Annotated in this window: 20 protein-coding genes, 2 tRNA genes and 3 pseudogenes; 16 read left to right on the top strand and 9 right to left on the bottom strand. The window is 54.0% G+C overall.

Features of this window, described 5'->3' with window-relative positions; genetic code table 11:
• Window positions 1-170: 170 nt before the first annotated feature.
• On the bottom strand, window positions 171-827 hold the full coding sequence (locus QO231_RS09345; protein ID WP_316775408.1) for a 50S ribosomal protein L25/general stress protein Ctc: 657 nt from the start codon (window positions 825-827) through the stop codon (window positions 171-173).
• A 519-nt stretch (window positions 828-1,346) separates the two neighbouring features.
• Window positions 1,347-1,430, bottom strand: a tRNA-Cys gene (locus QO231_RS09340).
• A gap of 159 nt (window positions 1,431-1,589) precedes the next feature.
• On the opposite strand from QO231_RS09340, the gene QO231_RS09335 reads away from it, so the two are divergent.
• The 8 genes and pseudogenes from QO231_RS09335 (at window position 1,590) to QO231_RS09305 (ending at window position 8,187) form a co-directional block, all read left to right on the top strand.
• The gene (locus QO231_RS09335; protein WP_316775405.1) at window positions 1,590-2,807 is read left to right on the top strand and encodes a tyrosine-type recombinase/integrase; all 1,218 of its coding nucleotides are present in this window, start codon (window positions 1,590-1,592) and stop codon (window positions 2,805-2,807) included.
• Between the two features lie 644 nt (window positions 2,808-3,451).
• Window positions 3,452-3,796, top strand: coding sequence for a hypothetical protein (locus tag QO231_RS09330; protein WP_316775403.1), 345 nt, complete (start codon window positions 3,452-3,454; stop codon window positions 3,794-3,796).
• A 201-nt stretch (window positions 3,797-3,997) separates the two neighbouring features.
• Entirely contained in the window at window positions 3,998-4,186 is a 189-nt protein-coding gene (locus tag QO231_RS09325) for a helix-turn-helix domain-containing protein (RefSeq protein ID WP_316775402.1), read from the top strand.
• A 53-nt stretch (window positions 4,187-4,239) separates the two neighbouring features.
• Window positions 4,240-4,854: pseudogene (locus QO231_RS26105) on the top strand (DUF3987 domain-containing protein); the annotation flags it as partial.
• Between the two features lie 25 nt (window positions 4,855-4,879).
• Window positions 4,880-5,749, top strand: a pseudogene (locus QO231_RS09320) (IS1380 family transposase); the annotation flags it as partial.
• On the top strand, window positions 5,746-6,093 hold the full coding sequence (locus QO231_RS09315; RefSeq protein ID WP_316775400.1) for a type II toxin-antitoxin system RelE/ParE family toxin: 348 nt from the start codon (window positions 5,746-5,748) through the stop codon (window positions 6,091-6,093). The pseudogene QO231_RS09320 and the gene QO231_RS09315, both read left to right, overlap by 4 nt.
• Window positions 6,094-6,105: 12 nt before the next feature.
• The gene (locus QO231_RS09310) at window positions 6,106-6,396 is read left to right on the top strand and encodes a HigA family addiction module antitoxin (protein ID WP_316775399.1); all 291 of its coding nucleotides are present in this window, start codon (window positions 6,106-6,108) and stop codon (window positions 6,394-6,396) included.
• Between the two features lie 618 nt (window positions 6,397-7,014).
• Window positions 7,015-8,187, top strand: coding sequence for a hypothetical protein (locus tag QO231_RS09305; protein WP_316775398.1), 1,173 nt, complete (start codon window positions 7,015-7,017; stop codon window positions 8,185-8,187).
• Window positions 8,188-8,269: 82 nt separating this feature from the next.
• On the opposite strand, the gene QO231_RS09300 is transcribed toward QO231_RS09305, so the two are convergent.
• From QO231_RS09300 to QO231_RS09290, 3 genes are all read right to left on the bottom strand, one after another.
• Window positions 8,270-8,572 carry a hypothetical protein gene (locus QO231_RS09300; protein ID WP_316775397.1) on the bottom strand — a complete coding sequence of 101 codons (303 nt, stop codon included), beginning with the start codon at window positions 8,570-8,572 and terminating at the stop codon, window positions 8,270-8,272.
• On the bottom strand, window positions 8,573-9,001 hold the full coding sequence (locus QO231_RS09295; RefSeq protein WP_316775395.1) for a hypothetical protein: 429 nt from the start codon (window positions 8,999-9,001) through the stop codon (window positions 8,573-8,575).
• Window positions 9,002-9,343: 342 nt separating this feature from the next.
• Window positions 9,344-9,676 carry a hypothetical protein gene (locus QO231_RS09290; RefSeq protein WP_316775394.1) on the bottom strand — a complete coding sequence of 111 codons (333 nt, stop codon included), beginning with the start codon at window positions 9,674-9,676 and terminating at the stop codon, window positions 9,344-9,346.
• A gap of 83 nt (window positions 9,677-9,759) precedes the next feature.
• Here QO231_RS09290 and QO231_RS09285 point away from each other — a divergent pair.
• Window positions 9,760-10,821 (top strand): annotated as a pseudogene (locus tag QO231_RS09285) (IS1634 family transposase); the annotation flags it as partial.
• Between the two features lie 315 nt (window positions 10,822-11,136).
• On the opposite strand, the gene QO231_RS09280 reads toward QO231_RS09285, so the two are convergent.
• From QO231_RS09280 to QO231_RS09270, 3 genes are all read right to left on the bottom strand, one after another.
• The gene (locus QO231_RS09280) at window positions 11,137-11,955 is read right to left on the bottom strand and encodes a hypothetical protein (protein ID WP_316775393.1); all 819 of its coding nucleotides are present in this window, start codon (window positions 11,953-11,955) and stop codon (window positions 11,137-11,139) included.
• A 303-nt stretch (window positions 11,956-12,258) separates the two neighbouring features.
• A complete protein-coding gene (locus QO231_RS09275) occupies window positions 12,259-12,855 on the bottom strand; it encodes a histidine phosphatase family protein (RefSeq protein WP_316775391.1) in 597 nt (198 codons plus the stop codon).
• Between the two features lie 73 nt (window positions 12,856-12,928).
• Window positions 12,929-14,530, bottom strand: coding sequence for a calcium-binding protein (locus QO231_RS09270; protein ID WP_316775388.1), 1,602 nt, complete (start codon window positions 14,528-14,530; stop codon window positions 12,929-12,931).
• A 311-nt stretch (window positions 14,531-14,841) separates the two neighbouring features.
• Between QO231_RS09270 and QO231_RS09265 the strand changes: the two genes are divergently transcribed.
• The 6 genes from QO231_RS09265 (at window position 14,842) to QO231_RS09240 (ending at window position 17,684) form a co-directional block, all read left to right on the top strand.
• Entirely contained in the window at window positions 14,842-15,015 is a 174-nt protein-coding gene (locus QO231_RS09265; protein WP_316775386.1) for a hypothetical protein, read from the top strand.
• Complete coding sequence (locus QO231_RS09260; protein ID WP_316775383.1) at window positions 15,012-15,230, top strand: hypothetical protein; 219 nt, start codon at window positions 15,012-15,014, stop codon at window positions 15,228-15,230. The genes QO231_RS09265 and QO231_RS09260 overlap by 4 nt, the downstream gene beginning before the upstream one ends.
• Entirely contained in the window at window positions 15,227-15,631 is a 405-nt protein-coding gene (locus QO231_RS09255; RefSeq protein ID WP_316775380.1) for a hypothetical protein, read from the top strand. The genes QO231_RS09260 and QO231_RS09255 overlap by 4 nt, the downstream gene beginning before the upstream one ends.
• A 161-nt stretch (window positions 15,632-15,792) precedes the next feature.
• Window positions 15,793-16,305, top strand: a complete 513-nt coding sequence (locus tag QO231_RS09250; protein ID WP_316775377.1) for a hypothetical protein — start codon at window positions 15,793-15,795, stop codon at window positions 16,303-16,305.
• A gap of 321 nt (window positions 16,306-16,626) precedes the next feature.
• Entirely contained in the window at window positions 16,627-17,094 is a 468-nt protein-coding gene (locus tag QO231_RS09245; RefSeq protein WP_316775374.1) for a helix-turn-helix domain-containing protein, read from the top strand.
• A 26-nt stretch (window positions 17,095-17,120) separates the two neighbouring features.
• On the top strand, window positions 17,121-17,684 hold the full coding sequence (locus tag QO231_RS09240; RefSeq protein WP_316775372.1) for a PIN domain-containing protein: 564 nt from the start codon (window positions 17,121-17,123) through the stop codon (window positions 17,682-17,684).
• 245 nt (window positions 17,685-17,929) lie between these two features.
• Here the strand turns inward: QO231_RS09240 and QO231_RS09235 are convergent.
• Window positions 17,930-18,003: transfer RNA gene (locus QO231_RS09235), tRNA-Cys, on the bottom strand.
• Window positions 18,004-18,145: 142 nt separating this feature from the next.
• Here QO231_RS09235 and QO231_RS09230 point away from each other — a divergent pair.
• Complete coding sequence (locus tag QO231_RS09230; protein WP_316775370.1) at window positions 18,146-18,799, top strand: protein-L-isoaspartate O-methyltransferase family protein; 654 nt, start codon at window positions 18,146-18,148, stop codon at window positions 18,797-18,799.
• Window positions 18,800-18,886 lie beyond the last annotated feature (87 nt).

Below are 18,886 nucleotides of genomic sequence, written 5' to 3'. Positions count from 1 at the left end.
GAGACCTCGCGAGGATCAGGGGAATGCTTCGCCAGTGATGTGTGGCAGTCGTCGGCTTGCTTGGACCCTATCACCGATCTTGGCTCTCATGGGGAGGCGCGATGCAGGCGATATCAGCAAAAACGGGGCCTCAAAGGACCCCGCTTCAATATCATATCCGATTGCAGTGATCAGTCTTCGACGTTGATCGCCTCGACCTCGTCTGGTGCGACTTCTGCCTCGGCATCCTCTTCTTCTTCGTCCTCTGCAGACTTCAGGCCAGACGGTGCCGACAGGTTCGCAATAACGAAATCACGGTCGATCGTCGCTTTGGTGCCTGACGGCAGGGTGACCGACGAAATGCTCACGTTGTCGCCGATTTCCAGCTCGGACACATCAATGGTGATGTGATCGGGGATCTCGCCAGCGGTCACCATCAATTCGACTTCGGGACGGATCAGCGTCAGAACACCGCCCTTTTTCAGGCCCGGCGAAACCTCTTCGCCCACCACTTCAACCGGAATGAACAGGTTGATCTTGGTGTTGCGGCGCAGGCGCATCAGGTCGAGATGGGTTGGCAGGTCCTTGACCACGTCGCGCTGGACATCGCGGCAGATGACGCGGACGTCGTCGTGTCCGTCAACTTTCAGGTTGAACAGCGTTGCCTTGAACCGACCCTGACGCAGCCGTGTCAGAAGGGTGTTGAACGGGATGTTGATCGGAAGCGGATCAACGTCGCCACCAAAAACGATTCCGGGAACCTTGCCATCGCGGCGTGCCTGACGAGCGGCGCCCTTGCCTGTCCCCGTCCGTTCCTCGGCGTGAAGATCTGGGATCTCTCCGGCCATTGTTATTCTCCAAGTGTTGAGGCAGGGATCCTCCAAGGCTGTATCCCCGCGTGAAGTCGCGCGTATAGACCGGATGATCGCCCTTGAAAAGAGCGAATCCGGCCCGTTTCACAGGCTTTTCCGCCCTGTGCCTGGCTGTGCGCTTGCCGTCTGACCCACCCAGTTCCGATCGCCTGCTCCAAACGACATGCCTCACCGCTTCCAATGCAGTAGTCCGGTTCGATCAAGAAGACGCAATGAGGACGCCGTCTTGCCCTGCGCCCCGTGGAAGTCGTGGAACATCGCAGGATGACGAAGCCCCACCAGATCGGGGCGTTCCGGAAAATGGGGAAGGGCGAGCACGCACCGAGCTTCACCAAGCGGCTGCTGTGTCAGACGGCATAAAATGCGTCAGGCATTTCCCGCGAGCAAGGCTCAAATTCGCCGAGCACCCAATCCGAAAGCGAAACCGACCAAGAGTTAGGACATTTAGCCATCGCTTCAAATGCGCGAAAGTTGCGCTAACCCATAGATATCAAATGGAGGCGAGTACCGGAATCGAACCGGTGTACACGGATTTGCAATCCGCGATGTTATCCAGTCTGTAGATTGTCCACTCTCGTCCGTTAGTGTGCACAGCCGTCTGCAAATCGTGTTGATAATTAACGTATAAAGGCCTTCTATACGTTGCGGGGGACAATAAATCCGTCTACAGTTGTCCATGGACGTTCACCATAATCTTGTGAAAAATGTCCCCCAGTTGTCCCCCAGAAGGCGCATTCGATGAAAAGAGAACTAAATGACCGCTTCTTGCGAAGCCTGAAGCCGCAAGAGGGCCAGCGGATTGAAGTCTCGGACACAAAGTGCATTGGGCTGCGTTTTAGACTGTCGCAGAGCGGTCGAGCGTCATGGGTTTACGAAAAACGGATAAAGGGAGGACCCAAGCGCAAATTCACCCTTGGGACATGGCCCAAGCCCGTCAGCCTTGCACAGGCCCGTTCGATGTCTTTTGAGATTCAAGCAGAGGCGCAACGGGGAATTGACCGCGTAGAAAACGCCAAACGGGAAGATGAACGCCAAAAAATCGAAAAGGCGACGCAAGTGAGTTGCCGTGAAGTCTTGGAGGCATATCGCGAACTGCACCTGAGTAATATTGCAACTGGCGACGAACGGTTTCGACAGATTTCAAATGCCTTGGAGGGCCTGCTGGATGTCCCCATCAGTCAAATCGGGCGCAAGGACCTGCAGGCAGCGGTAGACACAAAGGCGCAAAGTGGCCGTCGGCCCTATGCCAACAGAATCCGAGCGGCGCTCGTGGCGTTTGCTAACTGGGCATTTCTTCGCGGTTACACTGATGTGCCGATTGGGGCAGGGGTCGCGAAAGCGACCAAGGAGAAGGCTCGCGAAAGAGTGCCAAGCATTGAAGAGGTTCGCTCAATCTGGTCAGCGACAGGGAGGATGGGTGAGGTATGGGGACCATTCTTCCGCTTGATCATTCTAACCGGCCAAAGGCGAGGCGAGATTGCAAAACTTCGTTGGTCCGAAGTGCACTTTGAAAACAGGATGATCGTGAAGCCAGGTAGCGAGACCAAGAATGGTAGGGCACATCAGACCCATATGTCAGAACCTGTTTATGCTGAACTCCAAAATCTGGGCGACCGAGCCTCAATTGGCGAGTTTGTATTCACCTTTGATGGTGTCCGCCCTGTTGCTAACCCGTCGCATGCAAAAGGTAGGCTTGATACGATTTTAGGTGAGAAGTTCGAGCCTTGGCGCATACACGACCTTCGCACGGCAATGGCCACATCCCTAGCCGAGGCAGGCCAACCAGAAACAGTTGTTGACCGTATTCTAAACCATTCGGCCAGCGGATCGGCCCCCAGTGCGGTTGCACGTGTTTACAACCAGTCCGAGCAGTTGCCGCAACGAGCCAATGCCCTGAACAAGTGGGCGGAAATGGTCACGAGGGAAATCGTGAAGACTGCGAGGATTGGTCGATGAGAAACATCCAACGCCCAACCTATACGCCGCCGCCCTACATTAGTTTCGAAGACACGAAAAAACTCGTATGTGCTCACCTATTCCCTGCTCCACGCGAAGACCGGGCGCTTCTGGATTCATTATCGCAGGATGAGGACGCATTAAACGCGGGCCTAGCAGAGATTGAAGGTTGGAAACCGTATGAGCCACCCACTACTAGGGTTCGTGATTCGAGCTCCCACCTATGGTTTCCTCCAGAAACGATTTTGAGCGATTACCCCCAGAAATATGCCCTACGGAGCGCGCTTCTGGAAATCAATTTTGTCCGCAGTGCGATTGACGAAAGCGCGTTTAGACCAGAGATAGCTTTCACCCCACAATCGGACCGCCAATCATTGCGAGAAGCAAACTCCTCAATATCCCGATATCAGCAATGGCTGTCTGAACAGAGATCACCAAAGCAACCGTCACATGTGCTTGGTGCTAACCAGGCCAAACTAATACCCCCAATATGCAGCGGAGAGCTTTGCACTGCGAAGCTGTGGCGTACGCGATGTTTTGAGTATTACGACGCTATACGAAACGCACTTGCATTGGGTGCCCTTGAGGCATCTTGGCTTTCACCGGTGAGTGGCGTTGAGAGATTCCCAAACAAGGCGATGTGGTTGGACGATGAATTGGCTTGGAACGCGATTACGACAGGCACTGCGACTTTGAGTCAAAAGAGTGCTCCCCTGCGTATGGTTTTTCATTCCGAGCAAGTGGCGGCGGCATTTGCGCATCAAGCGAAATCTCCGCCAGTGACCACTAAAAAGGGGCGAAAGGCCACCCTCGGGTATAGTATCCGACGCGCACTAAACAAGATAGTGCCAGATGGCTATCCCGAAAGTGCGGGGTCAAAGGCCGAATTGCGTCGAAAGGTGGCGAGCGAACTAGGCAAGGATGATTTGACCGAAAGGACTTTCAACCGCTGCCTTGACGAACATAACAAAGCCGTAGGGTGCGGCTGACTTGATCAATACTGCTCGTCACCCCATCCAATATCAACTTGGATACCGCATATCTCGAAATGCAACCGGCAAAATTGCCTGGGATACCCGCATATTTCAAAATGTGGTTTTATATTATGCCTTGTTGTCAGTGCCTTAGCTCCTAGTGCAACTTGTGTGTGCGACCCAAACAGACACACACACGGATACACGAGGTAAGCCATGACCAGTCAGAAACACAGCACACGCAGGCTTTTGAGCGTTAACGACGCCGCTCATTATCTCGGCATGTCCCGGTCTTGGTTGTATGTCCAAATCAAGTTTGGGCACATCAAAGTGAAGAAGGTCGGAAGCGCGACGCGCATCGAGATTTCAGAGCTTGATAACTTCGCTGACGACATCGCCGCCTAACGAAAAACCCCCAACCGCACGCGAGACGGTCAGGGGCGTTTTTCAACAGTGACATGATGAAAATAGCGCATTCAGGCCGTCCGCACAACCACAAGGAATTGCGGACAATGAGCAGTAAGAACACACACTACGCAGAACCGGGGGCGAAGCCCTCTACCGACGCACAAGACATTGGCAAATGGAGTGATTTTCGCGCCGACACAGCAATAGCGCGCTTCATTGTAGAAGACAACGACAGCGATCCGAGGCAATCCGCCCTGTCGGTGGCCTCTCTGGCTGTGCAGGCATTCGCGGATGTTGAGACGCTTGCGGGCTATGCCCCGGTGTCCCTGTTCTGCCTGACAGTGGCACAATCGGGAGAGCGAAAGAGCGGTTGTGACAAGTTGGTTATGCAAGGGCTGCGCGATTTCGAACGCGGTCAGGCGTCGGATTACCGGGATGCTATGACGGCATGGAAAACAGAGCAGAAACTCTGGTCTGCGAAGCATGACCGGTTGGTCAAGGAAGCTGCCGGGAAAGACCCCGGCAAGGCGCGCGCCGCCGAAGCTGATTTGGACGCGCTGGGCGCGGAGCCGATACAGCCGCTCAGCCCCAAGCTGACCACTGCCGAACCGACCCTTGAGGGGCTTGTGAAACTCTATCTGACCGGTCAGCCAAGTCTGGGCCTGTTCTCGGATGAAGGTGGTGGCTTTCTCGGCGGTCAGTCCCACTCACGGCGCGCAAGAAGGCACCGCTTGGAACGGGCATTTCGGCTGCATGTGCTATCATCCGCTATTCGTCTTCAACCAGTTTGGCCATTTGGAACGTTGCGCTCTGCGCCCCGGCAATGTTCACAGCGCAGATGGATGGGAAGAGGTTCTGAAGCCCGTCATTGCGCGATATGCGGATCGTCACCTGATGCGGCTCTTCCGGGGCGATGCTGCCTTCGCCATCCCGGAGCTATACAAAACTCTGGAAGCGGAAAGATATTACTATGCCATTCGCCTGCGCACCAACCGTGTACTTCAGGGCAGAATTGCGCATCTTCTAAAGCGTCCAGTCGGACGCCCGCCAAAAGGCGTTAAGCGCATCTACGGCGATTTCGAGTATCAGGCGGCATCCTGGGACAAGCCCCGTCGTGTCATCGCCAAGGTCGAGTGGCATCCCGGCGAGTTGTTCCCGCGCGTCGGCTTCGTGGTCACCAACATGCCAATGAAACCTGAATGGATCATCCGCTTCTACAACCAACGCGGCACGGCCGAGCAATACATCAAGGAAGGCAAGCAGGCGATCAACTGGACCCGTTTGTCCTGCAAGGGCATGGCGCAGAACGAGGTGCGGCTGCAACTTCATGCGCTTGCCTACAATCTCGGCGTCTTCCTGCAAGGAACCGACCTACCCAAAGAGATGGCTGACTGGTCACTGACCAGCCTCCAAACAAGGCTGATCAAAACCGGAGCGAGGGTGGTGCGTCATGCTCGGGCCATCACGGTCCAACTGGCCGAAGTCGCGGTCAGCGGTGACCTGTTCAACCGCATTCTGGCCGCCATACATCGCCTGCGCTCACCACCGGTTCCCGGATGATGACGTCAGCAACAAAATCTGAGGAAAAGCGGCTCGACCGGTCTACCCAAAGCACTGTCGATCAGCCCAATAACTACATCAAACCCGCCGCCGAGGCCAGAAAGCATGCTCAGTTCGCGCGTGAGATGCCCCAACCACGGCACAGCGGGCACGAAAAACTTGATCTGGATGCAAAACGGTATCAAAATCAATTGGTCGGTGTTCTACTTGGGGAATGTCGGTTAGAAGAACTAAAGGGTGATCGGGCTGGGCAACATTCCGTGCGGATCAACGGGCAATGGCGCATCTGCTTTGTCTGGACGCCGAACGGGCCCGCCGATGTTGAGATTGTCGATTACCATTGAGAGGATACGCTGATGAGCCTGCTTGAAGAACCAATGCATCCAGGTGAAGTCCTGAAAGAGCTTTACCTTGATCCTCTGGACATGGGAGCCATCGCGTTTGCGCGGCGTCTGGGCGTGCCACGGACGCGGATCGAGCGGTTGATCAAGGGCACGACTGGGATCACGCCTGACACGGCGCTGCGCCTTGCCCGCGTGTTCAATACGACCCCAGCCTACTGGGTAAACTTGCAGACGAACTACGACATGGCTCTGGCCGCAAAGGAAATCGATGTGTCCAATATCGAACCGCTGATTGCAGCATAGTTGAGTTCATTAGCGTGTAAGCACAAAATTCTGCATTGAGGCCGCCGCAGATTCGTCAGCCCAGGAAGCGTTTCTCTTCGAGCCGGTTTTTAAGATTCAGCACTGTATTGAATTGGTCAAACAGCTTCCTTTCCACATTTTTCCTATCAGATATCAAGCGTGGCTTCTGCTTTTTATTTGGTTGTCTGACGATCGAAACAGACATACGCTGGCGCGGAAGACGAACAAAGTAATTGAGAGCAATGATTTCACATCGCAGAACCGCAGACCTTCGAAGTCAACTGCGATACGCAGAAATTCGTGCTGTTTTGATTGCAGCTTTCTCAGCGTACATGTTGCCGGACTTGGGGCGCGAACTCTATACGATTGCTCTAGTTGCCGTTGTATTACCATCCGTCCTTTCAGCATTTGCGTGGCTCGCTATTGTAGCAAATCACCTTTATTCTCCAAGGATCGACCTGCACTTTAGTGAGATGGATGAGCGCGAAGAGTTTCGGGTGTTAGAACATCTTCAATACAGGCAATCCCGATACCTTAGACTATCTCTGATAGCCTCTTGCTTGTCAGTGGTGTCGTCCGTTCTAATAATCGGATTTCACCAGTTTTACAGGTTCTAAAGTGCGCCTGCTCATCCTGATCTTCACATTTTTCATAGCCCTGTTTACGCCTCACTTTGCGACAGCCCAATCTACCATCGAGATGGAGCTTTCTAACCAAGGGTTTGCTGATGCTACCGTGACAGTCATGGTTAGGCCTTTGGGTCGCTCATCGATCGGGTCTGCTCTCTTACCCTTTCGATTAAGTGAAGAAGCAACGATAAGAACCGCAGATACCATAAGCGCGAGTATTCTAGCGATGGGAGATGACTACACTCTCATCGCATTCCTACATCCAGAAAATACATCGCAGGTTAAACTCCGAATTCTGAATGCTGTTGAAATCATACCGACCGGCTCGAAAAGGCGCGTACGATTTTCGTTCGATTTTGGCTTTTCTGGGTTCCAACAACACTCGACAATCCTTGCCCAAGCATCTGAGACGGTAAAGAATTTCGATCTAAGCGTCCGACTTCCGGCAGGGGTCACGGAAGACGACATTGCTTTTGCTCCCCGAGTCGGATGGACTACCGCTTTACCACTAGTGACGTTACCCAGCTCTGCTGGAAATGGCTTAGAGGTCTATGTCGCTTTCTCCAATCCAATGACTGACTCTCGATGGTTTGCGCAAGTCGTGCTTGGCGGACTTGCCGGATTAGTAACTATTCTAATTGGCGGCAGGCTGTTTTCACCCCGAAAACTAAAAATCCGTGCACTCGTATCCATAGCTGTTCTAGCTGCAGGAGGCATTGGATTGGTGATCTATTTCTTAAACACTCTCATCGAGCCTTTGAACTTTCTTGCTTGGGTCATTGGTATCGCCGGCACATGGCCATTGCTTGTAATCGTATGCACATACGTTGCACTTCGAAAGCTAACTGACGCTGAGGTTGTTGGTTCCGTTCAGATTCTAGGTGAGCATGGAACTACTCCGGCTCGTTTCGTCAACATTGAAGTCACTGATGCAAGCAGGCCGGGTTGGCGTCTAGTCGAGACGGTCGACGATAGTGGCGAATATCAGATTTTTGTCTTCTGCGGCAAGTCCAGTCGAGAATTACAATTGAGCGTAACCAATCATGAATTTAATGAGGTGAAATCCGACATTTTCAACGTGGGCAAGGGCGACCGGCGGCAGATGGATCCCATTGCGCTTACCCGAAAAGGACAGAATGACGCGGAAACGGTTTCCGGTTAGATAGACGGTAGTGAAGCTCAACTAACTCTGCCCATCTTCCCTCAATGCGTCATCCCCCGGTCCATCTCGACCTCCCGCTCTTCTAGCTCTGTTTCAGCCTCTCTTCGGCGGCTTTCACTAATTTCAAGCTGGTCTCTAGTTGCGTGCGCAGCCTCCCGTAATTCGAGCCCTCGCTCAGCAAGCCGTGCAACGCAGCCACGGACACCACTTGCGATTGAATGAGCACCGACACGCAGGCGGCCAATCCATCCATCTGGCTCTGCATCCCCGTCGTCGAGCGTGCCTCTAACCCGCTCAATTCCTTTGCTGAGACCTCGCAGGCCGTCACCAACCGCTCGACGCAGGAGAGCAAGTCGCGTTCCAATGCTGTCAGGGGTGTCGTCATCTAGTTCTCCTCGATCTCGATGCAGGTCACTGATCTCCCGCCCATTGTGCAGGTCCTCAGGCGCGTCTTGGTCGGGTCCAGCACCAGCCACGTCCCGTCCTCCCTGTCGATCCTCGTTAGGCCCAAGTCCATCAGTTCCGAGTTGGCCAGCATCAGCGTCCAGAGCAAGCTCGCGGCCATCATCGAGACGATTCCTGCCAAGAACATCCCCGTGATCAGCCAAGGCGAGATCGTCAGCCAGCTCTTGTTCTGTCTCAGAAAGGTGCGGGTATCGATCTCGATTGTACGCTGCGCGTTGGTCGCAATGCTGTTCAAATCGGTCCTGAAGCTCTCCAATTGCGATGCCATCGAGGCGGCGTAGTCCTGCCGGATCGTGTCCAGTTCCGCGTTCAGCTTCTCGCTCAGTCGGGTCGGCTTGCCAGTTTTCATGGAATATCTCTCCTTTCAAACGCCAGCGCTCGCCGGTGTCGGGGTCTTGGGCGGTCAGGTAGGCTTTGCCCGCGCGTGGGATGTCAAAGCCCGCATCGGTAAGGGCGTCGAGCATGCTCCCACGGTCAGTGATTAGGCCCACGCTGACTTGATCCAGAACCCACGCATGCAGCTCGTCACGACCCTGCGCGCGCATTGGGGTCTCGATGGTGTCGCGGACCTCTTGCGCGCGCTCCAGCTCCATCGGATCGGCCCAGCCGTGGCGCTGGTTCATCACATCGCGCAAGCTGTCGAAGGCTTTTTCGTAGCCGGGTGGCGCGATGTTCAGGCTCCGCCCCGAGGTCAGCTCCAAGCGCGGTGTGCAGAAGTGAAGCTCAACGCGGTCTTCGTGGGTATGTCGGTCAAGACAAAGTAATCGTTATAGAGATAGTCGCCGGTGCCGTACTTTTTGAGTTGCCCGGGGGGGACACAAGGAACCGCTTTCTTTGCCAGCCCTGGTGGACAGTTGTAGTTGCCCGGATTGACGACCACAGGCGATTGAACTGGTTGTTCTTTTTGGCTTTTCGCTTTGCTGTTACCCTTGCCCTTGCCTTTGCCTTTTCCATTGTCTGCCCACACCATTGGTGCGGCAAGTAGTGCCAGAACCACGACCGCTGAGATTGGCAGTTTCATCATTTCTTGCTCCAACTCCGCCCCCCAGTACGGGCCACCCAAGTTCGACAGTTAAGCCGCGATCTGGGCGGATTGCCCTTCCCCTCAAGCTGGAAGGCGATCTACGCGGCTTTGGCATGAACAAGGAAACCGGAGGCATTGCGCGGCAATTCGTGCTCGGCGTCGTGCAGACCGCAGATGGTTTGCCATTGATGCACACGGTCCATCCCGGCAATACAGCCGAGACCAAGACACTGCAGCCCATGTTGCAAACAGTATTGCAGAGATTCCCAATCCAGCGGGTCATTCTGGTGGCCGATCGCGGGTTGCTGAGCCTCGACAACATAGATGAGCTAACTGCGTTGGCTCATCGGGGGGATCGCATGCTGGAATTCATCCTTGCCGTCCCGGCCCGCCGCTACACCGAGTTGGCCGAGACGTTCCAGAACCTCACCTTCGATAGCGATGGGCTGGCCGAAGAAACCTTCGCCGGGCATCGCCTGATCGTGGCCCATGATCCACTACGTGCCGAAGAGCAATCCGACCGGCGCCGCGCACGCATTGCCGAGCTTGAAGCCCAGGCAGAGAAAATGGTCGCGAAACTTGACGCGCAGGATGGCGGTAAGACAGCACGGGGACGGAGCGCCTCCGACCGGGGTGCCTACAGCCGCTTCTCCCGCGCCGTTGCCGAGGCCGAACTCACCCGTTTCCTCAAGGCCGATCTGCAGGCCGACCGGTTCAGTTGGAGCGTCGACGAAGAGGCCATTGCCAGGGCGGGACTCTTCGACGGCAAGCTGGCGCTTCTGACCAACGCGCCCGACCTCTCGCCTGCCGAGACCGTGTCACGCTACAAGGCCCTGGCCGATATTGAGCGCGGGTTCCGGGTGTTGAAATCTGACATCGAGATCGCCCCGGTCCACCATCGTTTGCCCGACCGTATCCGCGCGCATGCACTGATCTGCTTTCTTGCGCTCGTTCTCTACCGCGTCATGCGGATGCGGCTGAAGGCAAGGGGACATTCCGCAAGCCCTCGCACGGCGCTCGACCTGCTCGCGCGCATCCAGAAGCACACTGCCCATGCGGGAAATCGCACCCTGCATGGCGTCAGCAGAACAACACCGGAGCAACTCGACCTCTTCGAAGCCATGGACCTTCCCAAGCCCGCCTGACGGGCCCTGTTGTCACATTTCTGGCCCTTCCGCCATAACAATATCAATTACTTACGCGTTTAACTGATGAACTTGGGGGGCCACTGCACCAACTTAGGCGCATCCGCCCTCAATAGAAAGCCAGTCCGCAATATGTCGCTCGGAGATGGTCCCGACGTAGATGGCTGAGCATTTAGCGCTCCTCACCTGACCTGAGATTAGCGGTGGAAGTAGGGCTTCGGGGACTAACCCAACTTCCCTGAGCGAAACCGTCAGATGGCCGCACAGAGCCCAGAGTAACGGATGCTGCGAGACGCACCAAAGGCCGATTTCGGACTACGCAAGCAATCCTAAAACCATATAACTCAAGAAGCTCACAACACCTATAAAGGTAAAGGGGAATTCATGTAGTCGTGAAACTAATACCAGTCTTTGATTTACTTTTGTGACCCTTAGAGCGAAACGAATAAGCATGGCGGCCCCAAATCCTGAAACTCTCACCAAAAAGGACAAAAAGACTGAAGAAACGACACCTATCGGTACATATATCACAAGATGCAAAAGCAACTCAGCAGCCGCATGGCTTACATTCTCCAACGTAAAAACTACCAACGGTAGCCCGAGACTACTGAAAACTTCGCTTTTTACGATCAGAACCAACGGGATGATCGGCAAAATAGAGGCGGCCAAGTCTTTTATGAATGGGTAAATTCCGCTTTCGTTATTGCGGTCTAGGTATATTTTCTTTGCAATCCAAAGACTCCAATAGTCAAAGGGTAAACTCGCTAAGGCCACTGAAGCGCTAATCGTTGCGAATGTTATTGGCAGGTGAAGGTAGTTTGAAAATATTGCATTGGCGCTCTCTTGGACCTGTTTTGGTAAGTAATTGAACACCGGTAGTACGTCTCCTAAAAAGATACAAATCGGCGAAGCGAAAAGAGACCAGAGCAATACGCGAGGAAACGACAGTTTACCGGAAGAATCTAGAAAACCAGAAATCAATGAAACGATGATTTGGCGTTCAACTTTTGCGGCATTTACATTGTGAAATCCAAACAGGAATTCCGATAGTTTTGCCCTAGCCACTTTGTCACACAAACCATCAAATATTGCGAAAGCCCCCACGAACCCGCCAAAAAAAACTATTTGATCCAATCGTCGCCTTCCCTTTTTGCCTACTCAATCTTCCAGCCTCCAAAGACCGGTACTGGGTGCAGCTACAGGTAGAAGGTGGGCAACAGAGAGGCCAATTTGTCAGATTATAAGCTATTCTATTCCGGTTATTAGTTAAAATCAAATCAATGCCTACTTAGTCCGCGTCATACCAGTTCGAGCGCGATGCATCGAACTGCGCTATTCCCCAAACCGGCCACTCGTGACCAACGTGGCGAAGGTGTCGGGAGAGCCCACTTCGATCGATGCCGCATATTGCGCTAGTGAACGCATTTTGCTGCGCTGTTACTCGATGAACACTTCGGTCTGGTTGTGTAGCTCGAAAAAGCCGTCTTGAGGCTCTTTCAGTGCAAAGACCTGGTGCCGGGAAAGGTCAGCATGAATGCCGCGAAAGACTCGAGAGGTTAGGCCGTGACAAACAACTAGGTTTATTTTTGCGAGTGATACCTCTTCGTACCATTCAGATACCCGTGCATGCACATCTGCGTACGACTCTCCCGAAGGAGCTGGGACCGTCCACTTGTCCTCTGAACGCGCATGCCATTCTTGCGGGTAACGAGCTTTGATCTCGGACGTGGTCAATCCCTCCCAAATTCCGAAGCTGCATTCCTTCAACCGAGGCTCAAAGATTATAGACTCCTCGGATAAGCCAAGGTCCTTGACCATTATCAAAGCAGTATGCCGTGCGCGCCCAAGCGGGCTGGCAAAAACTGCGATTTCTCCGTCGAGCGAAAGATGACGCCGCAGTCTCATTGCATTTTCTTCGGCCTGAAGCCGGCCCCTTTGGGTCAGAGGAGAGTCTAGGTGCCCCTGCCTCCTGCCTTGTGTGTTCCAGTCGGTCTCGCCATGGCGAAATAGGTAGATGACAGTCTTCGCATCCATTCTGGTGTACACCTGTGTGTGTTTTGTGTTGCTGGCAAATTCAGCAAAGCCAAGGTTCCTCTAGTACCAGGAATCAGAACAGAAAATCGTTGGCCTGCAGGCTGGCCTCGCTCACACCAATCAGAGTAAATGAATTTCCCGAACCGTCATCGATCACAAGATTACCCCCTACATCGGTCGCGTGGTTGTTCCTGAGGTCGTTAAATCCCGTTATCGAGGCGACGCTCTCGAGATTGATCATATCGATGGTATTGAAATCGTAAATGATGTCGTTTCCTGCCGAGAAGACAAAGGTGTCGATGCCCAAGCCTCCGATCATGGAGTCGTTTCCTGCACCGCCATTCAATTCGTCATTACCATCCTGGCCCCACAAGGTATCGTCATCTGCGCCGCCAAACAGCTTGTCATTGCCATCCTGCCCCTGAATTTCGTCATTCCCTGCGCCACCCCGAAGCTTGTCATTGCCGACCTCACCCCACAGCCTGTCGCGTCCGCCACCGCCGAACATTTTGTCGTTGCCATTCTGGCCAATCAAATCGTCGTTGCCCTGCTCTCCCTTGAGCGTGTCGCTGCCATTCCCACCCCACATGGTATCGCTGCCATTGCCGCCCCAAAGATTGTCTTTCCCTTCAGCGCCTACCAGTTCGTCGCGACCACTACCGCCAAACAGTTCATCATCGCCAAGATTCCCCCACAGATAATTGTCTTCGGAGTCGCCTCGCAGAATGTCGTCGGTCCTAGATCCGAAAACACTTTCGATATTGCTGATAGTATGATTGAAACCGTCGCCATTCCATATGCCGGTTCCAGTTCCAGTGCTCAGGTCGAGAACAAGACCCTCTACTCCAGTCTTGTCGTAACGCAAACGGTCAATGCCGCCTCGACCGTCCACAGTATCGGTGCCCGCATAGAGAATGAAGCTCTCGTCATTGGCACTGCCAATAACGGTATCATTGAATCTTTCGGTGGCGACCTCCCAGACCCTACCCTGTCCGATGATGGTATCGATGTCGCCATGACCGTCATCAAAGGCCATGCCCTGTGTAAGATCAATGCTCACGCCGTTTTCAGCGTCGCGGTAATCCAGCCGAATGCGCCCGGTGCCGATCCCGATGTTAAAGGTATCATTGCCTGCCCCGCCAATTGCTAACATCCAGCCGCCACTGCCAAGTGAAATGTTGAAAATATCGTCGAAGTCGGTGCCAGAAATGCCGAGCCCGCCGAATGAAGTGGTTGCGAAGAGAGGTTCTGTTACGTCCGTAATAACTGTGGTGCCGTTCGTGCCCTTGTTTACAGAGGCCGTATTCGCCGAGCCGTCAATGTTAATGATAACGCTTTCACTCAGATCATCATGCATAACCGCAGCGTATCCTGTGGAAATATCAGATAGCACAACGGTATCGTTTCCATTTCCTGCCCAAATGTTATCAAACGAAATATTGCTGCCAGGGTTCAGCCAGTCGTCGCCATCACCGCCAAATAGCTCGTCGTTGCCACTACCACCGTAGAGCCTATCATTGCCATTTTGACCGCGCAGGGTGTCATCGCCATTCCCTCCGCGCAAAGTATCTTGCCCCTTACGGCCATTAAGAATGTCGTCACCATCCAGCCCCTTAATTACATTGTTGCCACTGTTGCCAATCAAAATGTCATTTCCAATTGTGCCCGTTATCATGTTGTTCCCCTATGTCTTTTGCGCAAATCTACTGGAGTTTGGATGCTCCAATCGCATGTGTCCAAAGGGGGCTTCTTACCAATAATCAAGAAGTTCCCGCCGACCTGCATGACGTTCCTATCACACATTCAACGCCGGACCTATTGATGCGCGTCGCTGACAGAGAGACCGCAGAAGTCTTGTCGATGAAGCGATGACTAGCCCTTAGGCGAGTTTCTGAAGGTTGCCCGATCCATCCGCGCAGCTACGCTGCAACAGGCGACGCGTCGTCGCACACCCCGCGCCGGTTCTTGCCGCGCTGCGATACCGAAATGCTGTATCTGCACGGGCTGGCAGCAGTCCTGACGGATTTTGACCCCCACGACTCAAAAACGAGAAATGGCAAACATGCGCTCGGCTATGTGATCGAGCAAATGGCAGACAAGTTGTCTCTCGATATCGAAAAACTGATGGACGCAACGAGCGGACGTGAGGTGACGTCATGAAGCAGCCTGACAACGGTTCGCCGTACGCCAACCTCTGCGCCGCGATATCCATTCTGCAGACCCACATCATGGCAACGGATAGCGTTTCTGACCCCGTGGCGACTTTCGGCAGCAACTACATGCCGACACCAAGTCTGGAACTCTGCGAGAACATGCTGACGGAGCTTCTGAAAGACGTTGAATTGCTGGAAGACCACAGAAAGGTGAAATCATGACAAAGTCACATCGGGACCACGAATTCGGAACGTTCGCCGAGCGCATAGAACATGCCTGCGCCCTGTTTGAAACCAATCCGCCGGAACTGACCTATGAAGATGGCGAGCCGATGCTGACGGAACCGCTCATAAGTTGGGCTTGCGAGCGGGGCATCTGCATGAATTGGCTTGTGGGTGGGAATCCATCCGAAATTGTCAAGCGGGACGCCAAAGACAGGAAAGAAAACCAAGAGATACTCGAGGCGCACAAACAGCTTGCTCCCGAAGTTCAGACCGCCTTCGTGGCGCTCCTCCGAGCCGTTGTGATCCACGGTATCCCGGTGAAGGAAGCCGAACCGCTGTTTGCACAGGTTGTCGCAGAATTTCACGCTGGGAAGGATGGGCTGCAAGCTCCTGCCTGAGAGGCCAACGCACGTTCACGAATTGACTTAGGCCAACACAGAGGGGCCGGCGATCAGAACCAAACAGAACGGAGGTAACCACAACCTGATCTGAACACCACCGAAGGCCTGCTATTTCGCGGGCCTTCGTTCCTTATATGACATTATCGAAATCCATTTTCATGACCTATCATTATGCACTGAACCGGCGCTGGTCGGACCGGTTTCTGCCGGACATCAAGCGGCTGATTGGTTCGCACCTTCTGAGTACCGCCCCTGATCCGCTGGACCAGTTACACGCAACAGACCTCCTGATGCTGGACGCCCGCGACATGCGGATCGCCGCACGTGTCAGACGCCCAGGCTATGCTGGCAGGTATCCCCACCAGTTCACCATCCGCTCCCGCGTTGCCTCTGGCGCACAGACGGAGCTTTCCAAGATTGTGAACGGCAAGGGTGACTGGATGTTCTACGGCCACTCCAACGCCGCCCAGACAGCCGTGGAAAACTGGTGGCTGATTGACCTGCGCGCCTTTCGTGCGGCGCTGATCCGTCACGGGAATGACGGCGGCAGCATTGTTATGGGCGATCAGGCCAACCCGGATGGGACGTGGTTCAAGTGGTTTGATATCCGGTCGTTTCCTGCTGAACCACCGCTGGTGGTGGCGCAGTCGCCTGCGAATTTGGCGCGATAGGAGGCCAATGAGAACTACCACCGCTTCGTTCAATGTCCTCGGATCATTGTAAGGCGACCGCCGTCCCGCACTCCGGACGGCGCGAAGGTTGCTCACGCAACCCTATATGCAACAAACAAAATTTTGTGTTTCTGCGGTTCAGTCATCTAGCATTCTCATGTGCATGTGGTGGCATCATCAACGTATTGTTAACTTTATGGGGTCAAAAAAGTGTTGCGAATATTGCGAATACTACCATATAAATACCGTAACGACGCATAAGACGTCCGACAAAACCATCACCAAGAAACCCCAAAACGACTTAATGAAATGAGCCACACCATGAACGCCGAGTCCCCTGCGTCGGCCTTTGATGAACGCTTGCCCACTGAGTTGGAAAGCTCGAACGCCGAGACACTTAGACAGATTGTCGCCTCTCAAATCAAAGAGGACGGCGAAACCGTAATCAAGATTGCAAACGAGCAAGGGAAGACCTTGCCCGTGACCCTATCACCTGCGCTTGCGCACTCTTTCCTGGAGGTACTTCGACTCGTAAGTAGCGGGCGTGGATTCCACCTCATTCCGCTAGATAGTCAACTAACCACGCAAGAGGCAGCTGACATCTTAAACGTTTCCCGACCACATCTGATTAAGTTGCTTGAGCGCGAGGATATTGGTTTTACGAAAGTTGGCCGGCATCGACGCATTAAGGCAAGCGACCTCTTGGAGTACAAGGAGGGTCGCGACGCAAAACGCGCTAACGCCCTCAAAGATATGGCTGAGTTTGACGGAGAGCACGGCCTACTTTGAATTACCAAGCCGACAGATTTACAGCCATGGCCGACGCCTGTGTTTTGGCCAGCGCACTAAAACGCAACATGCTACTATCTCTCGCTCAAGCGGAATTTTACCGTGTGCGCTGGTCCGAAAAAATCATGGACGAAACTGAGCGCACCATCGAAAAACTGATCAAGCGTAAGGGTATCGACAATCCTAAGGCGGGCGCTCAACGACAGAGAAACAACATGTGTACCGCATTTGAAGATGCGAAGGTAGAAGGTTTTGAGTTACTTGAGCCAGCGCTGCTCGGGATCAACAAAAAGGACCGTCACGTACTCGCTGCAGCAATCAAAACCAGCGCGTCAGTGATCGTGACGGATAACCTTCGGGACTTTCCAAGCGATTATTGTACTAAGTTCGATGTTGAGCCACTGTCTGCTGATAGCTTCTTCGCAGACTGCATTTCATTGTCTCCGTCGAGAACCATGGCTACGTTACGCGGTATGCGGAAGCGGCTAAATAATCCGGAAATTACACCGGAAAAGCTCATTACGCTTTGTGAGGTTGAAGCAATGGGTAAGACGGCGTCATTGATGTACGACTCCATGGCAAACCTCTAGCGAAATCTGAATAGCGCCGCGTCACGATAACAGCAGGTCACCAGCCATGAACGATTTATCGGCAGTCCGTTCACCTTTTACGGGCCTTTTGTCCCCTTTTGTCGGGGTGTCGGGTAAGGGGTTGTACTGTTTGCTTGCCTGGAGGTTGGTCAGGTGAACTTCGTGCATTTGTCCCCCATTTGTCCCCCAGAAGCGGGCAGATTGGACTTCAAACACATGATTTTCGCATAAGTCATTGATTTTATTGGAGGCGAGTAGGAGAATCGAACTCCTGTACACGGATTTGCAATCCGCTGCGTCACCACTCCGCCAACTCGCCACGCCATGGTGCAAGCAGCCGTCTAGCTGATCTGTCTCAGCGCTGCAAGTGTCACATCTCGCGATTTCGCGCTGCGGGCCGTTGCCGGGGAGCGGGCGATGTGGCAAAACGTTTTCAACCGGGTGAACAAGAGAGTTTAGCAATGACAGATTTCGCACTCCGTCGCCGGATGATGGTCGATACCCAGGTGCGGCCGTCCGATGTGACCAAGTTTCCGATCATCGATGCAATGTTGAAGGTTGAGCGTGAGGCTTTTCTTCCGGATGCTCTTCAGGAAGCGGCCTATACCGGGGAAAATATCGATCTCGAGGACGGGCGCGTGTTGCTGGAGCCGCGGACATTGGCCAAGATGCTGGATGCGCTGAATATTTCCGGAGACGAGCTGGTTCTGGATATAGGGTGCGCGCATGGCTATTCCTCTGCTGTCGTGGCCCGCATGGCGCAGGCGGTCATAGCGCTGGAAGAGGACGCCGAAATGGCGGCTGAAGCCCAGTCTGCCTTTGTCGAGACAGGCGCGGACAATGTGATTGTCCACGAGGGGCCGCTTGCCAAGGGCGCGGCAGAGCATGGCCCCTACGATGTCATACTGATACAAGGTGGGGTCGCACGATTGCCGGATGCAATTGCCAATCAGCTAAAGGATGGTGGCCGAATCGCCTGTGTGTTCATGGAAGACGCCCTTGGCGTGGTCAGGATCGGCTACAAGACCGGTGGTTCCCTGTCGTGGCGGTTCGAATTCAACGCAAGCGCTCCGGTCTTGCCAGGTTTTGAGAAAGAAGCCGTGTTCGCCCTCTAGACAAGAAGGGTGTCGACGGCTGTTTGAGGTAGATGCAGTGGGACAACACGGGGAAAACCCGGACCAACCCGGCGCGATCAGGAGACC

Origin of the sequence: Sedimentitalea todarodis, from assembly GCF_032595355.1 — a bacterium.
GTDB classification, from domain to species: domain Bacteria; phylum Pseudomonadota; class Alphaproteobacteria; order Rhodobacterales; family Rhodobacteraceae; genus Sedimentitalea; species Sedimentitalea todarodis.
Note: the sequence above shows the minus strand (reverse complement) of the source record. Positions and strands in the feature narration are given on the sequence as shown.

What these genes read in the sequence shown, in the direction of transcription:
- QO231_RS09345 (WP_316775408.1), bottom strand. Translation starts at nt 827, where the DNA reads ATGGCCGGAGAGATCCCAGATCTTCACGCCGAGGAACGGACGGGGACA.
- QO231_RS09335 (WP_316775405.1), top strand. Translation starts at nt 1,590, where the DNA reads ATGAAAAGAGAACTAAATGACCGCTTCTTGCGAAGCCTGAAGCCGCAA.
- QO231_RS09325 (WP_316775402.1), top strand. Translation starts at nt 3,998, where the DNA reads ATGACCAGTCAGAAACACAGCACACGCAGGCTTTTGAGCGTTAACGAC.
- QO231_RS09315 (WP_316775400.1), top strand. Translation starts at nt 5,746, where the DNA reads ATGATGACGTCAGCAACAAAATCTGAGGAAAAGCGGCTCGACCGGTCT.
- QO231_RS09310 (WP_316775399.1), top strand. Translation starts at nt 6,106, where the DNA reads ATGAGCCTGCTTGAAGAACCAATGCATCCAGGTGAAGTCCTGAAAGAG.
- QO231_RS09300 (WP_316775397.1), bottom strand. Translation starts at nt 8,572, where the DNA reads ATGACGACACCCCTGACAGCATTGGAACGCGACTTGCTCTCCTGCGTC.
- QO231_RS09295 (WP_316775395.1), bottom strand. Translation starts at nt 9,001, where the DNA reads ATGAAAACTGGCAAGCCGACCCGACTGAGCGAGAAGCTGAACGCGGAA.
- QO231_RS09290 (WP_316775394.1), bottom strand. Translation starts at nt 9,676, where the DNA reads ATGATGAAACTGCCAATCTCAGCGGTCGTGGTTCTGGCACTACTTGCC.
- QO231_RS09275 (WP_316775391.1), bottom strand. Translation starts at nt 12,855, where the DNA reads ATGGATGCGAAGACTGTCATCTACCTATTTCGCCATGGCGAGACCGAC.
- QO231_RS09270 (WP_316775388.1), bottom strand. Translation starts at nt 14,530, where the DNA reads ATGATAACGGGCACAATTGGAAATGACATTTTGATTGGCAACAGTGGC.
- QO231_RS09265 (WP_316775386.1), top strand. Translation starts at nt 14,842, where the DNA reads ATGCTGTATCTGCACGGGCTGGCAGCAGTCCTGACGGATTTTGACCCC.
- QO231_RS09260 (WP_316775383.1), top strand. Translation starts at nt 15,012, where the DNA reads ATGAAGCAGCCTGACAACGGTTCGCCGTACGCCAACCTCTGCGCCGCG.
- QO231_RS09255 (WP_316775380.1), top strand. Translation starts at nt 15,227, where the DNA reads ATGACAAAGTCACATCGGGACCACGAATTCGGAACGTTCGCCGAGCGC.
- QO231_RS09250 (WP_316775377.1), top strand. Translation starts at nt 15,793, where the DNA reads ATGACCTATCATTATGCACTGAACCGGCGCTGGTCGGACCGGTTTCTG.
- QO231_RS09245 (WP_316775374.1), top strand. Translation starts at nt 16,627, where the DNA reads ATGAACGCCGAGTCCCCTGCGTCGGCCTTTGATGAACGCTTGCCCACT.
- QO231_RS09240 (WP_316775372.1), top strand. Translation starts at nt 17,121, where the DNA reads ATGGCCGACGCCTGTGTTTTGGCCAGCGCACTAAAACGCAACATGCTA.
- QO231_RS09230 (WP_316775370.1), top strand. Translation starts at nt 18,146, where the DNA reads ATGACAGATTTCGCACTCCGTCGCCGGATGATGGTCGATACCCAGGTG.